We start from the raw sequence: 14,098 nt of genomic DNA, 5'->3' as shown, positions 1-14,098 counted from the left end.
GGGTGACCATGCTCGTTCTGACGCTCGTCCTGGCCGCGATCGGTTTCGCCCTGTTGGTGACCGCGCTGACCACCGGTTCGGTGATCTGGGCCTGGGGCTGCATCGTGGTGTGTGTCATCGGCGCGGTCCTGCTGCTGGTGAGCGCGCTGTCCATGCGCGACTCCGACGACGATTCCCAGTCTCGCCCAGGCCGTCACGCCAAAAGGTAGTCCTCCTCATGGCCCGGCGGAGGCCTGAAAACTGGATTGCCCATACTCGCTACAATCAAACCTGACAACGGCAGTGATCCGGCTATCACCGGGGAGCCTTCGGAAGAACGGCACGCCTACGGGCCGCGCTCAGTAGAACCGAACGGGTGAGCCCGTCACAGCTCACAACGAGAGGTCCTCGGACTGACGTCCGGGATGACGGAGTCATCGAGGACAAGCGGGGTGGTACCGCGGTTTCGGCGCACCGGGCGCCGGGGTCGTCCCCGTGCCCACCGGGATGCGCCCGACAGGCGCACTGGCACGAGGAGACCACTGCCCGACATGGCAGACGAGACAGCGACCCGCGACGCCTATCCACGCGCCGATCTGTCGACCGGCGGTCAGGTGTCGTTCCCCGAGCTGGAGCGGCGCGTCCTGGACTACTGGGCGGCCGATGACACCTTCCGCGCCAGCATCCAGAACCGCGCCGGGGCACAGGAGTTCGTCTTCTACGACGGACCGCCCTTCGCCAACGGATTGCCGCATTACGGGCATCTGCTCACTGGATACGTCAAGGATTTGATCCCCCGTTTCCAGACCATGCGCGGCAAGAAGGTCGAGCGGCGTTTCGGCTGGGACACCCACGGGCTGCCGGCGGAAATCGAAGCGGAGAAGCAGCTCGGTATCACGGACAAATCACAGATCGATGCGATGGGCCTCGCGGAATTCAACGCCGCGTGCAAATCCTCGGTGCTGCGCTACACCGGTGAGTGGCGCGACTATGTGACGCGTCAGGCGCGCTGGGTCGACTTCGACAACGACTACAAGACCCTCGACATCGACTTCATGGAGTCGGTGATGTGGGCGTTCAAGACGCTGTACGACAAGGGGCTGATCTACCAGGGCTTCCGCGTGCTGCCCTACAGCTGGTACGAGCAGACGCCGCTGTCGAACCAGGAGACCCGCCTCGACGACGCGTACAAGATGCGCCAGGACCCGGCGGTCACCGTCGACATGGTGCTGAGCGTGCCGGAGGGGCATCCGCTGCACGAGCTGGACGGCGCGAACGCGCTGATCTGGACCACCACGCCGTGGACGCTGCCGTCCAACCTGGCGATCGCGGTGCACCCGGATCTGACCTACGTGCAGGTGCGCGGCAAGGACGGCAAGCGGTACCTGCTCGCCGCCGAGCGCGTCTCGCACTATGCGCGGGAACTGGGGGAGGAGCCGGAGGTCCTCTCGGAGCACCTGGGCGCCGCGCTGGCCGACCTGAGCTATACGCCGCCGTTCGACTTCTTCCGCGGCCACCCCAACGCCTTCCGCGTGCTCAATGCCGACTACGTCACCACCGACTCCGGTACCGGCGTGGTGCATCTGGCCCCGGCGTTCGGTGAGGAAGACATCGCGGTCGCCGCGGAGGCCGGCATCGAGGTGGTGCAGCCGCTGGACGCGGGCGGCAAGTTCACCTCGATGGTGCCGCCGTACGAGGGCCTGATGGTGTTCGACGCCAACCCGGTCATCATCAAGGACCTCAAGGCCGCCGGAAAGCTGTTGCGGCACGAGACGATCGAGCACTCCTATCCGCACAGCTGGCGCTCGGGTCAGCCGCTGATCTACATGGCGGTGCCGTCGTGGTTCGTGGCGGTGACCAAGTTCCGCGACCGCATGGTGGAGCTGAACAAGCAGATCACCTGGGTGCCCGAGCACATCCGCGACGGTCAGTTCGGCAAGTGGCTCGAGGGTGCGCGCGACTGGAACATCAGCCGCAACCGGTACTGGGGCGCGCCGATCCCGGTGTGGGTGTCGGACGATCCGGAGTACCCGCGCACCGACGTGTACGGCTCGCTGGACGAGCTGGAGCGCGACTTCGGCGTGCGGCCGACCGATCTGCACCGGCCGATGATCGATGAGCTGGTGCGCCCGAATCCCGATGACCCGACCGGCAAGTCGATGATGCGGCGCGTGCCGGAGGTGCTGGACTGCTGGTTCGAGTCCGGGTCGATGCCGTATGCGCAGGTGCACTACCCGTTCAAGAACAAGGAGTGGTTCGACGGTACGGCCGCCGAACCTGCCCACAACCCCGGCGATTTCATCGTCGAATACAACGGGCAGACCCGCGGCTGGTTCTACACCCTGCATGTGCTGGCCACCGCGCTGTTCGATCGGCCCGCGTTCAAGTCCGTGGTGGCGCACGGCATCGTGCTCGGCGACGACGGATTGAAGATGTCGAAGTCCAAGGGCAACTACCCGGACGTCAACGAGGTCTTCGACCGCGACGGCTCCGATGCCATGCGCTGGTTCCTGATGGCCTCGCCGGTGCTGCGGGGTGGCAACCTCATCGTCACCGAGCGCGGCATCCGCGAGGGTGTCGGCCATGCGCTGCGGCCGCTGTGGAACGCGTGGACGTTCCTGCAGCTGTATGCGTCGAAGGCCGGTGAGTGGCGCACGGATTCGACGCATGTGCTGGATCGCTACATCCTGGCCAAGCTGGCCGAGACGCGCGATGTGATGACCGAGGCGCTCGAGGTCTATGACATCGCGACCGCCTGCGATCAGCTGCGGTCGTTCGCCGACGCGCTCACCAACTGGTACGTGCGCCGGTCGCGGCAGCGGTTCTGGGACGAGGACCGAGACGCCATCGACACCCTGCACACCGTGCTGGAGGTGACCACCCGGCTGGCGGCGCCGCTGCTGCCGCTGATCTCGGAGGTAATCTGGCGCGGGCTGACCGGCGGTCGTTCGGTGCATCTGGCCGATTGGCCGGGGGAGACCGAGCTGCCGAAGGATCCGGAGCTGGTGTCGGCCATGGACGAGGTGCGCACGGTGTGCTCGACGGTGCTGAGCCTGCGCAAGGCGCAGAACCTGCGGGTGCGGTTGCCGCTGTCGGAGGTGACCATCGCCGCCCCCGATGCGGAACGGCTCGCCCCGTTCGTGGACCTGATCGCCGATGAGGTGAACGTCAAGAAGGTCGACCTGACCACCGACGTCGCCGCGCACGGCCGCTTCGAACTGGCCGTCAACGCGCGCGTCGCGGGCCCCCGCCTGGGCAAGGACGTGCAGACGGTGATCAAGGCGGTCAAGGCCGGGCAGTGGACCGAGAGCCCGGAGGGCGTGGTCAGCGCCGCCGGCATCGACCTGCTCCCCGAGGAGTACACCCAGCGCCTGGTGGCCGCCGAACCCGAATCCACCGCCGCCCTCCCCGGCAACGCCGGCCTGGTGGTGCTGAATTCGGAGGTGACCGAGGACCTCGAGGCCGAGGGCTGGGCCCGCGACCTCATCCGCGACCTCCAGGAAACCCGAAAGTCTCTGGGCCTGGACGTCTCCGACCGCATCACGGTCGTCCTGGACGTCCCCGGCGACCGCTCGCAGTGGGCGCAAACCCACCGCGACCTGATCGCCGGCGAAATCCTCGCCACCACCCTGACCTTCGGCGACCCGGGCACAGACGCAGCCGACCTCGTCGGCGGCGTCCGAGCCTCGATCACGAAGGCCTGAGCCGCGCGGCACTACACGCCGCATGGGCCCCGTATCCGGCGCTGGCGCGCCGGATACGGGGAACCAGGGGCGTAGCCGTGGGGATACGGGGAGCCAGGGGCGTGCCGTGGGGGTGCGGGGAGCCAGGGGCGTGCCGTGGGGGTGCGGGAGGCAGGGGCGTGCCGTGGGGGTGCGGGAGGCAGGGGCGTGCCGTGGGGGTGCGGGAGGCAGGGGCGTGCCGTGGGGGTGCGGGGAGCCAGGGGCGTGCCGTGGGGGTGCGGGGAGCCAGGGGCGTGCCGTGAGGGTGCGGGGAGCCAGGGGCGTGCCGTGAGGGTGCGGGGAGCCAGGGGCGTGCCGTGGGGGTGTGGGGAGCCAGGGGCGTGCCGTGGGGGTGTGGGGAGCCAGGGGCGTGCCGTGAGGATACGGGGAACCAGGGGCGCGCTGTGGGTGGGTGCGGGGAAACCGGGCGTGAGCCCCCGGGGGTGCTCGTTTCCGCGTGAGGTTCGCTTCCTACGTCGGGTTCGTCTCTCGTCCTTGTAGCCGGCGGGTTCGCCTCTCATTCCCTGCATCCGGCGCGCCAGCGCCGGATGCAGGGGCGTTCTTTCACCCCGCGTGGGACTTCGATTCCTACGCCGGGTTCGGGTCGCCCTGTGTTCGGTAGGGCCGACGTTTCACGGGTTCTGCTGTTGGAGTGGGCTTATCGATCTGTTCGCGGAGGATGTCGCCGTGACCCGCGTGTCGGGCGAACTCTTCGATCATGGCGAGCAGGGTCCAGCGCATGCTGACCTTGCCCTCGCGGGGATTGTCCTTGGTGTCATCGAGGTCGAAGCGGGACGCGATCTCTCGTGATCGTTGGCTTGCGCGCTCGAACTCGGCGATGACGTCGGTCAGCGACTCGTCGTCGGCGACGGCGAATGTGCCCTCGTCGCGGCGCGAGTATCCGTCGCATTCGGATTCGTCGAGTCCCGCCCAGAACCGTTGGAACCAGATCCGTTCCGCGGCAGCGGCATGCTTGATCAAGGAGATCGGAGTCGTCAGCGACGCGACGAGTCGTCAGCGGGCGTCCGCCTCGGACAGGCCGCGGACGGTCTCGATGAGCGCTTCGCGGTTGCGATCGAGCGTGTTCTCGATGATCACTCGCTCGGTGCCGATGGTAATCGGGTTGGTACTCATGGGCTTTCACTCCATTCTGTGGTGTCGTGAGGTCTGCATCGGTCGCGCTGAATGACACAAAGCGGCGGCGCAGCGATCGATCTCGGGAGACAGACGAAGCATCCGGCGTCAGGGAACGACCGGGAAAAGAGAAGCGCTCACCGCGCGGATTGCGGACCGAGCGTGGGCGATGCGGGCCTACATCGACACCGCAGCCCAGGCCTGTCAGAAGGCCTGCCGCCTAGTGGCCAGTATGTCGCAGATTTTGATTCCTGGCTACATCCGCCGGGGCTCGCCTCTCATAGCCTTTCAACCCCTTTGGTGGGGAGGGGTATTCATTTGGCGATGGACTGCCAGTTGGATTTCCAGGAGGAGGCGGTCGGCGGGGGAGTCGAGGTCGATGCCCATGAGTTGGGTGGCGCGGCGGATGCGGTAGCGCAGGGTGTTGGGGTGGATGCGCAATTGGGTTGCGGCGGTGCGGACGTCGCCGCGGTGGGTCAGGTAGGCCTCGATGCTCAGGCGTAGTTCGGCGGAGTACTTGTCGTCGTAGTCGGTCAGGGTGTCCAGGCGAGGGTCGCGCAGTTCGGGATGATCGCCGATGAGGGTGAGGATTTCGGCGAGGAGCACCGTCGTGCGGGAACGGGCGAGGGTGGTCACCGGTTCATTGCTGGGCAGATCCACGGTCCGGTCCAGCACCCGATCCACCTCGCCGCGGGCCCGGGCCACATCGGCGAGCCCATCGACCGGTGCGGCAATGGCCGCGCGCAGCGTCACCCCGGAGCGCTCACCCAGCTGCCCGATGACCTGCCTGGCCCACGAGGTCACCCGTTCCACCGAATGATGTTCGGGGAACAGCACATACACCCTGTCCCCGATCAGGCTGGTCACACAGTCCTGCCGGAAGGCGCTGGCGTGCAGTCGCAATGTCACCATGCCGCGATGCAGGGTGTCGTCATCCGGTCGCTGCCCGCCGCTCAGGGCGAAGCCGACCACCGCCGCGCGCCCGTCGGCGGCCATGGTGAAGGTCTCGGCGAAGGCGGGAATGTCGACCTCGCCGCCGTGCGCCCCGAACAGCCGCCGGATCAGCAGCGCATCCGAGGTCGGGGCCTGGCGGGCGCGCCAGATCACCCGCGCCGCAATGGAAGCCGCGCCCCGCAGCACACGCGCACTGTCGGCATGCAGCGGCTCGGTGGCCTCCTGCACCCAGATGGTGCCCAGCACGGTGCGCCCACGCCCGCCGCGGCGCCCGGGCTCGCGGATGCCGATCGCGATGCGCCGCCGCGTCTCCCACTCCGATTGCGCCGGAACCTCCACCACGTCACCGGTATTGCGCAGCCGGTCGAACACCCCCTCCCGCTGCAGCCAGTGCATATAACCGGCGGGGCCTTGCCGTCCCAGCACCGAGGCGCGCCGAACCACATCGGCGGAGGCGGTGTTGTCGGCCGAATACGCCAGCAGCCGGTACTGATCGTCTTCGATACTGACCAGCCCGCGGGTCGATTCGGCCACCGACTGCGCCAGCCCGAACAGATCGGTATCCACCGCGGGCGCCGACTCCACCGTAGTCCGCGACCCGATCCCGTCGCCGATGATCCGCCCGATCAGCGAATGCACCATCTCCCAGCGGGCGTGCGGATGCACCGCCACCACCGCGACCCCGGCGTCGAGCGCGGCGGCCCGCAGCTGCGGCGAGGCCTCCTTCGAGAACACCACCCGCGGCCGATGCTCGGGCGGGCAGCGCTCACCGAGCGCACGCAGCCACCGGGTGGCGTCCTCGTCGTCGACGCCCACCTGCAGATACGCATCCGGCAGCGCCCGTCCCGGCGGCAACTCCATGGTCAGATCGTCCACATCCATGAACGCCACCGAATCCACGATCACGTCCTCGCCCGCGGGCGCGTCGAGCAGCGTGACAACGGCGCTGGTCAGGGCCGATAGCAGCTCCGACAGCGGTATGAACCGGTTCACACTCTTCATTCAATCGGACGAAAAAGCCAAACGCAATTCGTTCTCCTGTACAACGGTAGCCACCGTCGGACGGTGTTTATTGCTGCGTATGGACGCCATCACCACGGTTCCCGCACCGTCCAACGAACCAGTCAACTCCTACGCGCCCGGTACTCCGGAACGAGCCCGGCTGCGCGCCGCGCTGCGCGAGCTGGCGGCCAACCCCACCGAGATCTGCCACGTCATCGACGGTGAGCACCGCGCCGGCACCGGCGCCCGCGTCGAGGTCGTGCAGCCGCACAACCACGCGGCCGTGCTCGGCACCTTCAGCGTCGCCGAGGCGGGCGATGTGCAGGACGCGGTCGACACCGCCGTCAAGGCCGCATCCGCGTGGCGCGCACTGCCTTTCGACGAGCGCGCTGCGGTATTCCTGCGCGCCGCCGATCTGCTGGCCGGTCCCTGGCGCGAAACCATCGCCGCGGCAACGATGTTGGGTCAGTCCAAGTCGCCGTATCAGGCCGAGATCGACGCGCCGTGCGAACTGGTCGACTTCTGGCGCTTCAATGTGCATTTCGCCCGGAATCTGCTGGCCGAGCAGCCGATCTCCTCGCCCGGGGTGTGGAACCGCACCGACTACCGCCCGCTGGAGGGCTTCGTCTACGCGATCACCCCGTTCAACTTCACCGCCATCGCCGGAAATCTGCCCACCGCACCGGCTTTGATGGGCAATACGGTGGTGTGGAAGCCCTCGCCGACTCAGGCCGTGGCCGCGTACCACACCATGCGGTTGCTCGAGGCGGCCGGACTGCCGCCGGGCGTGATCAACCTCGTGCACGGTCACGGTCCGGAGGTGTCGGATGTGCTGCTGACCGATCCGCGGCTGGCGGGCATCCACTTCACCGGCTCCACCCGCACCTTCCAGCACCTGTGGCGGGAGGTCGGCCTCCGCATCGACCGCTACCGCACCTACCCGCGGCTGGTGGGGGAGACCGGCGGCAAGGATTTCGTGCTCGCCCACTCCTCGGCCGACCCCGAGGTGCTGACCACGGCGCTGATCCGCGGCGCCTACGAGTACCAGGGCCAGAAGTGTTCGGCCGCCTCACGCGCGTTCGTGCCGAAGTCGCTGTGGTCGCGCATCGGTGACGAGCTGATCGGGCGGATCGGCACGCTCACCTACGGCGACGTCACCGATTTCACGAATTTCGGTGGCGCGGTGATCGATCGGCGCGCCTTCGACCGCAATGTCGGCGCCATCGAACGGGCCAAGGCCACCCCGAATCTGACCGTCGCGGCCGGCGGCACCTATGACGATGCGGTCGGCTACTTCGTCGCCCCGACCCTGCTGCTCGGCGACGACCCGACCGACGAGGCGTTCCGCACCGAATACTTCGGCCCGATCCTGTCGGTGCACGTCTATGACGATGCCCGCCCGCATGCCTTCGACGACGTGCTGAAACTGGTCGACGGCGGTGCGGCCTACGGCCTGACCGGCGCGGTCCTGGCGCGCGAGCGGGCGGCCGTCGACAAGGCAAGTGCGGCATTGCGGTTCGCGGCCGGAAACTTCTACGTCAACGACAAGCCCACCGGCGCGGTGGTCGGGCAGCAGCCGTTCGGCGGTTCGCGCGCCTCGGGCACCAACGACAAGGCCGGGTCGGCGCTGAATCTGCTGCGCTGGACCTCACCGCGGTCGATCAAGGAGACCTTCGTCCCGGCGACGACCCACGAATATCCGCACCAGGGAGAGGACGCGTAGATGAGCACGGTGGTGTTGAGCAACCCGCTGCGTCCCGCCCTGCTGGCCGCGGCCCGGTCGCAGCGGGCCGAACGCGGTCTGACCCGGATGCCGGTGACCAAACGCATCGTCGACCGGTTCGTCGCCGGGGAGTCTCGCGATGCGGCTTTGGAGAACGTGCGAGAACTGTTGCGACAGAACAGGTTCGTCACCATCGACTATCTGGGCGAGGACACCCTCGATCCGGCGCAGGCTCAGCATGTGGTCGACGAATATCTGGCGCTGATCGATGCGCTGGCGCAGGTGCCGGGACGCTCCGAGTCGGGATGCGCGCGCCCGCTCGAGGTGTCGGTCAAGCTGTCGGCATTCGGGCAGGCGCTGCCCGGCGACGGTCACGCGGTGGCACTGAACAATGCGCGCAAGGTCGTCGAGGCGGCCGAAAACGCCGGGGTCTGGGTGACTTTCGACGCGGAGGACCACACCACCACCGACTCCACCCTGTCCATCGTGCGCGAACTGCGCCGCGACCACCCCGACACGGTCGGCACGGTGCTGCAGGCGTATCTGCGGCGCACCGAGGACGACTGCCGGGCCTTTGCCGAGGAGGGTGCGCGGATCCGGCTGTGCAAGGGCGCCTACAACGAACCGGAGACGGTGGCGTTCCGGCGCAAGCGGGAGGTCGACGCCTCGTATCTGCGGTGTCTGCGAATCCTGATGCGCGGCAAGGGTTATCCGATGGTCGCCACGCACGATCCGGCGATGATCGAGGCGGCGGCGCTGCTGGCCACGGCGGTGCCGCGCGGGCGCGACGACTTCGAATTCCAGATGCTCTACGGCATCCGGCCCGCCGAACAGGACCGCCTGGTCCGCATGGGCCAGCACCTGCGGGTGTATGTGCCCTTCGGCGACCAGTGGTACGGCTACTTCGTGCGACGCCTCGCGGAACGGCCGGCCAACCTCATGTTCTTCCTCCGGTCGGCTGCACCGGGGAGGTGAGCCGCCGCTCGGCGGGCGCGGCGCCCCTACCTGACGCCACTGCGCCGCTCACGCCGAGCGCGGCAAAATACATCGGACCGTTATTTAACGTGCCGTTGTATAGCGGCAAATGGTGGTAGGGTTTGGGGCAAGACAGTGACAAAGCCCACTGCCCGTCGGCTCCCGTGAGGGGGGAGTGCGGCGCCCCATCCCCTCCTGGTCTTCCCGCGGTCTCCGACAGCGGGAAAGCGAAACCGCTGCTCGGCGGGTGCGACACTCATCAGTGACGCCACCTGGTCGCACCCGCCGAGCGCGGCGAGCCCGCCACGTCTCCCTCGTTTCCCGGCCGCCTCTTCCTCGTTTCGGCGCAGGGGTCGCGATGGTCTGGAGCCTGGCGCTGTTCCCCGCTGCTGTCCATCCTCGCCCTGCCCGAGACGCGGGAGCGGGATCTGGAACGGGTGTGACTGCGGGCCCGCTCATACCAGCGTGACCGGACCGTGCGGCCCGTCGAGGGTGGCGATCAGCGCGGGGCGGATACCCGGCAGCAGTTCGATGGCGGCCGAAACGGCCTGCAGCAGAGCCGAAGTCGTGGCCACGTCGGGGTGGACGGCGGTCAGCGACAGCAGCTTCGCCTGCGGCAGATCCAGCGCGGGATGCCTGGTCGACCCCCAGTCGATGAGGAACGGGACGATCCCGGTACCGCGGCCGCCGCGGTCGAGGGTCAACCGCCAGCGCAGCGTCTCCCCGCCCGGAGTGGCGCGCGACATCTCCGACGGATCACCGGGGTCGAATCCGGCCGCCCGGGCGGCCGTCACCGCCGCGTCGATATCGGTCACGCCGATGGCCCAGGCGACCAGGCGGGGACCGGTCAGCTCGTCGACGCCGAACGGGCGCGGCGACTCCGGTTCGGGCTGCTCGGGATCCGGCCCGATGATCTCGAGATAGCCGCCCGCACCCAGGCCCAGCAGGAAGTTGCGCGTGCCGCGGCCGACATGCCGGCCACCGGGAACGGGCTCGACGCCCACGAGCCGGGTCAGGTGCGCGACCGTCTCGGACAGCTGCGGCGTCGCCAACACCAGGTGATCGAGTGCGTTCACCCCGTCCACGGTAGAGCCGGGCACCGACACGGACACCGGTTGTGATCGCCGTGAGCGCACTCCGGCGCTCGCTCGCATGCGACACACCCGGCTCCGGGTGGAATTAGATCTTGTTTTTCGCTTATCGCCTGCTAGATGGGGTTATGCTTCAGCAACCATGACCGTCTAGTTGAACTTGCGTCTTGTACCCGATCGACCCAGCTGAGACAACTGCACCACCAAGGCATGTCGGCCCGGAGTGTGTGCTGAGCAGTCGCCGGGCCTGCCCGTCACGGTGGTGTATGCCAACCGGAGGGCAAAACATTGTGACCACAACACCGCATCACAGACGTACCCGGCTCCTCCTCGCCGCGCTGGCCGGAACCATGGCCGCCGCAGGCTGGGCCGGACCGGCGGCGGCCGATATCGCACACGTGAGCGGCAGCAGCGGTAGCAGTTCCGGCTCCGGGACGGGGTCGGCCTCCCTCAGCGCGGACGGGATCGCGAACCTGCCGATGGCCAGCCCGCGGGCGATGGCCGCCCTGAGCCTCGCGACCTCGCAAACCGGAAAACCCTACGAGTGGGGCGCCGAAGGCCCGCACGCCTTCGACTGTTCCGGGCTGGTGCAGTGGGCGTTTCGTCAGGTGGGCATTCTGCTGCCGCGCACCACCTGGCAGCAGGCCCGCTCCGGCAGCGCGGTGCCGTTCTGGGCGCTCATGCCCGGTGACGTGGTGATCGTCAATCCGGACGGTTCGCACGGCGGCATCTACGCCGGGGGCGGGCTGCTGCTCAACGCCTACGGCGCCGGAGTGGGAGTGACGCTGACGCCGTTGAGCCACTTCCACATCTACGCGATCCGCCGCTACTTCTGAGCCTCAGACACCGACCGCCTCCTCCATCTCCTCCTCGGCGGACTCCATCCGGTCGGTCTCGATCGCGTGTCGTCCGTGCGCCGCATCGGCCGCGACGGCCGCCGCGGCCCGGCGCTTCTCGACCACTCCGGCGATCGCCACGAGCGCGAGCCCGGCCGCGAACCACAGCACCAGGCTCAGGATCCGGCCGTCGAATCCGGCCCGGCCGTCGAAATACAGCAGACTGCGAGCGCCCTCCACGAAGCCGGCGCCGTTCCAGAACGAGTGCAGCGCCCCGAAGAAGCCGCTCTGCAGCTCCGGACGATAGACACCGCCGGAGGTGGTGAAGTTCAGCATCACGAACAGCACCATGAGCGCCAAGGTGGTCCACCGCTGCAGGAAGGTGTGCAGGCCGAGGCCGATCAGCAGGATTCCGGCCGAATAGATCCAGCCCATCGCCCAGATCTGGGCGTAGTCGTGGTCGACGACGTGGAAGACCGGACCCGCCATGACGATTCCGATCACGCTGACCAGCAGCGAGGTCATCAGCCCGCACAGGGCGCGCACACCCGCACTCAGGCCCGCCCCGGCCGCACCGATCGCCGCGACGCTGCCGTAGGAGCCGATACTCAGCGCCACCAACAGGAAGAACAGGCCCTGCCCGGTCGGATCACCGGCGGCCAGGGCAGTGATGTCGGTGGTCCGCAGCGGCACGTCCTGCTGAGCGGCGACCCGTCCGAACACGGTCTGCACGGCCATCGCGGTGGTGTCGGAGTTGGCCTTGGCCACCAGCAGTTCGGGATGCTGCGCATCGGGGACGTACGCCCCGGCCAGATCGCGATCCTGCAGCCGATGCACCGCCGCGTCGCGGCTGGGCAGCGTGATGACCTCGAGTTTGTCGCCCGCGGTGTCCTTCAGCGTCTGCGCCAGCACCTTCTCCTGCGGTGCTTCGCCGACGACGGCCACCTTCAGATGGTTCGGCCCGGGCTGATGGAATGCGCCGAGATACGCCAGCGCCATACCCGCGCACATCAACAGCGGGGTCAGCAGATGCGCGGCGACGTGCCGAAGCTGGTGTGAGGCCATGAAAGTCCGCTCCAAGGTTGGTAAATACAACTATTAATAGTTGCACTATACAACCTTATTGTTGTACTATGCAACCATGACGGAGCGTTCCGCCACGCCGTCGCGCAGCGCGGCGATCCAGACCATCCAGCGTGAGCTCACGGCCTTCGCGCGGCGGGCGCGCGGCCGGGCGGCGGAGCTGCACCCGGAGCTGTCATTGGTCGCCGCAAGCATCCTCGATCTGGTCATCGACCGCGACGGCTGCCTGGCCTCGGAGCTGGCCGAGCACTTCCTGCTGGACAAGTCCACGGTGAGCCGACAGGTCGCCACCCTGGAGCGCCAGGGCTATCTCACCCGCGAGGCGGATCCGGCCAATCGCCGCAACCACATCCTGCGCGCCACCACCGAGGGCAGAAGGCGTGCGCGAGAGGCGGAACGCGCCCGCGCTCGCGCCTTCACCGACCGCTTCCGGGATTGGGACGACCGCGATATCGCCCGGTTCGCCGCGTATCTGGTGCGCTACGACAAGGCTTAATCGGTGATCAGCTGCCGCAGCCGGGGGCCGTATTCGGGATGTGCCAGTGCCGAGGCGAACTGGGCGATCAGGTAGTCGGCCGGATTGCCGGTGTCGTACCAGCTGCCGCGAATCACCTGGCCGTACACCGCATTCGAGGCCGCGTATTCGTTGATGGCGTCGGTCAGGTACACCTCGCCGGTGCGGTGGGTGTACCAGTCGGCCACCTGCTTGCGCAGCTCCTCGATGATGCCCGGGGTGACCACATAGCCTCCGATGGCGGCGTAGGCCGACGGCGCGTCCTCCGGCTTGGGCTTCTCCCGCAGGCCGCCGATGCGCAGCAATCCGTCCTCGAGGGTCTCGCGGACCACCGGCACGCCGTAGCGCTTCGAATCGGCCGGGTCCATCGGCATCAGCGCCAGCACCGGGGCCTTGGTCTTGTTGTAGGCGTCGATGAGCTGCTGGGCACGCGGGATCTCGGCGACGAACACGTCGTCGGGCCACAGCACCAGCATCGGCTCGTCGCCCAGATTGCGGGCCGCGTTCAACACGGGCGTGCCGTTGCCGTAGGGGCCGTGCTGATCCAGGTAGGTGATGTGGCCGAGGCGGCCCAGCTCGCCCACCTCCTCCACGGCGTCGGCGTACGCGGTCTTGCCGTCGGAGCGCAGCTGCGCCACCAGCGCCGGGTTGGGGCGGAAGTGATCCTGGATCAGCGACTTACCGGCGCTGACCACGATGGTGATGTCGGTGATACCCGAGGCCACCAGCTCGCGAACGGTGTGCTCGATCACCGGCTTGTCGCCGACCGGCAGCATCTCCTTGGGGATGGCCTTGGTCAGCGGCAGCAGGCGAGAACCGATACCGGCGGCGGGGATCACGGCCTTGCGGATAGTCATGGACGAATCATCACATACTCGTGCGCGGGGACATGTCGGTAGCCGAGCGTAGATTTCGGGGCATGCATCGCGACCCCGACCCGGCTACGACACGGCTTTTGCCTGGTCAGGAGGCATCCGAGGGGGTCGGGCAGGGTAGCGCGGCGACGGCGCGGCCGGGGGCGGATCCCCAGGAATTCAACAGCAATTCCGCAGCTGGTCGCCTGAATCGGGCAGTCGGCGGTGCCG

At 68.1% G+C, this 14,098-nt stretch carries 10 protein-coding genes and 1 pseudogene; 6 read left to right on the top strand and 5 right to left on the bottom strand.

The genetic code is table 11. From position 1 onward, the window contains the following. The first annotated feature begins 8 nt into the window (after window positions 1-8). Entirely contained in the window at window positions 9-209 is a 201-nt protein-coding gene (locus IU452_RS16650; RefSeq protein ID WP_098698573.1) for a hypothetical protein, read from the top strand. Window positions 210-530: 321 nt separating this feature from the next. Beyond that, window positions 531-3,683 (top strand): isoleucine--tRNA ligase, encoded by a 3,153-nt coding sequence (gene ileS, locus IU452_RS16645; RefSeq protein ID WP_195109970.1) that lies wholly within the window; start codon window positions 531-533, stop codon window positions 3,681-3,683. Window positions 3,684-4,289: 606 nt separating this feature from the next. Here ileS and IU452_RS16640 read toward each other — a convergent pair. Both IU452_RS16640 and IU452_RS16635 read right to left on the bottom strand, forming a co-directional pair. Next, a pseudogene (locus tag IU452_RS16640) lies at window positions 4,290-4,835 on the bottom strand (DinB family protein). Window positions 4,836-5,123: 288 nt separating this feature from the next. Further along, on the bottom strand, window positions 5,124-6,782 hold the full coding sequence (locus IU452_RS16635; RefSeq protein WP_324192664.1) for a PucR family transcriptional regulator: 1,659 nt from the start codon (window positions 6,780-6,782) through the stop codon (window positions 5,124-5,126). Between the two features lie 88 nt (window positions 6,783-6,870). Between IU452_RS16635 and pruA the strand changes: the two genes are divergently transcribed. Together pruA and IU452_RS16625 are read left to right on the top strand one after the other, a co-directional pair. Continuing rightward, entirely contained in the window at window positions 6,871-8,514 is a 1,644-nt protein-coding gene (pruA, locus tag IU452_RS16630) for an L-glutamate gamma-semialdehyde dehydrogenase (protein ID WP_195109968.1), read from the top strand. Then, window positions 8,515-9,489 carry a proline dehydrogenase family protein gene (locus IU452_RS16625; RefSeq protein WP_195109967.1) on the top strand — a complete coding sequence of 325 codons (975 nt, stop codon included), beginning with the start codon at window positions 8,515-8,517 and terminating at the stop codon, window positions 9,487-9,489. A gap of 455 nt (window positions 9,490-9,944) precedes the next feature. Here the strand turns inward: IU452_RS16625 and IU452_RS16620 are convergent, their stop codons facing one another. Beyond that, window positions 9,945-10,565, bottom strand: coding sequence for a VOC family protein (locus IU452_RS16620; RefSeq protein ID WP_324192663.1), 621 nt, complete (start codon window positions 10,563-10,565; stop codon window positions 9,945-9,947). Window positions 10,566-10,930: 365 nt separating this feature from the next. On the opposite strand from IU452_RS16620, the gene IU452_RS16615 reads away from it, so the two are divergent. Further along, complete coding sequence (locus IU452_RS16615; protein ID WP_228818105.1) at window positions 10,931-11,416, top strand: C40 family peptidase; 486 nt, start codon at window positions 10,931-10,933, stop codon at window positions 11,414-11,416. A 3-nt stretch (window positions 11,417-11,419) separates the two neighbouring features. Here IU452_RS16615 and IU452_RS16610 read toward each other — a convergent pair whose 3' ends face one another. Beyond that, window positions 11,420-12,481 (bottom strand): hypothetical protein, encoded by a 1,062-nt coding sequence (locus tag IU452_RS16610; RefSeq protein ID WP_195109964.1) that lies wholly within the window; start codon window positions 12,479-12,481, stop codon window positions 11,420-11,422. Between the two features lie 76 nt (window positions 12,482-12,557). Here IU452_RS16610 and IU452_RS16605 point away from each other — a divergent pair, with 76 nt between their 5' ends. Continuing rightward, entirely contained in the window at window positions 12,558-12,995 is a 438-nt protein-coding gene (locus tag IU452_RS16605; RefSeq protein ID WP_195109963.1) for a MarR family winged helix-turn-helix transcriptional regulator, read from the top strand. Here IU452_RS16605 and IU452_RS16600 read toward each other — a convergent pair. Then, on the bottom strand, window positions 12,992-13,870 hold the full coding sequence (locus IU452_RS16600) for a UTP--glucose-1-phosphate uridylyltransferase (RefSeq protein ID WP_195109962.1): 879 nt from the start codon (window positions 13,868-13,870) through the stop codon (window positions 12,992-12,994). The two genes, IU452_RS16605 and IU452_RS16600, sit on opposite strands and share 4 nt — an antisense overlap. Between the last annotated feature and the right edge of the window lie 228 nt (window positions 13,871-14,098).

The sequence above is a fragment of the Nocardia transvalensis genome (assembly GCF_015477765.1).
GTDB classification, from domain to species: Bacteria; Actinomycetota; Actinomycetes; order Mycobacteriales; family Mycobacteriaceae; genus Nocardia; species Nocardia transvalensis_A.
This window is presented reverse-complemented; position numbering and strand designations above follow the sequence as displayed.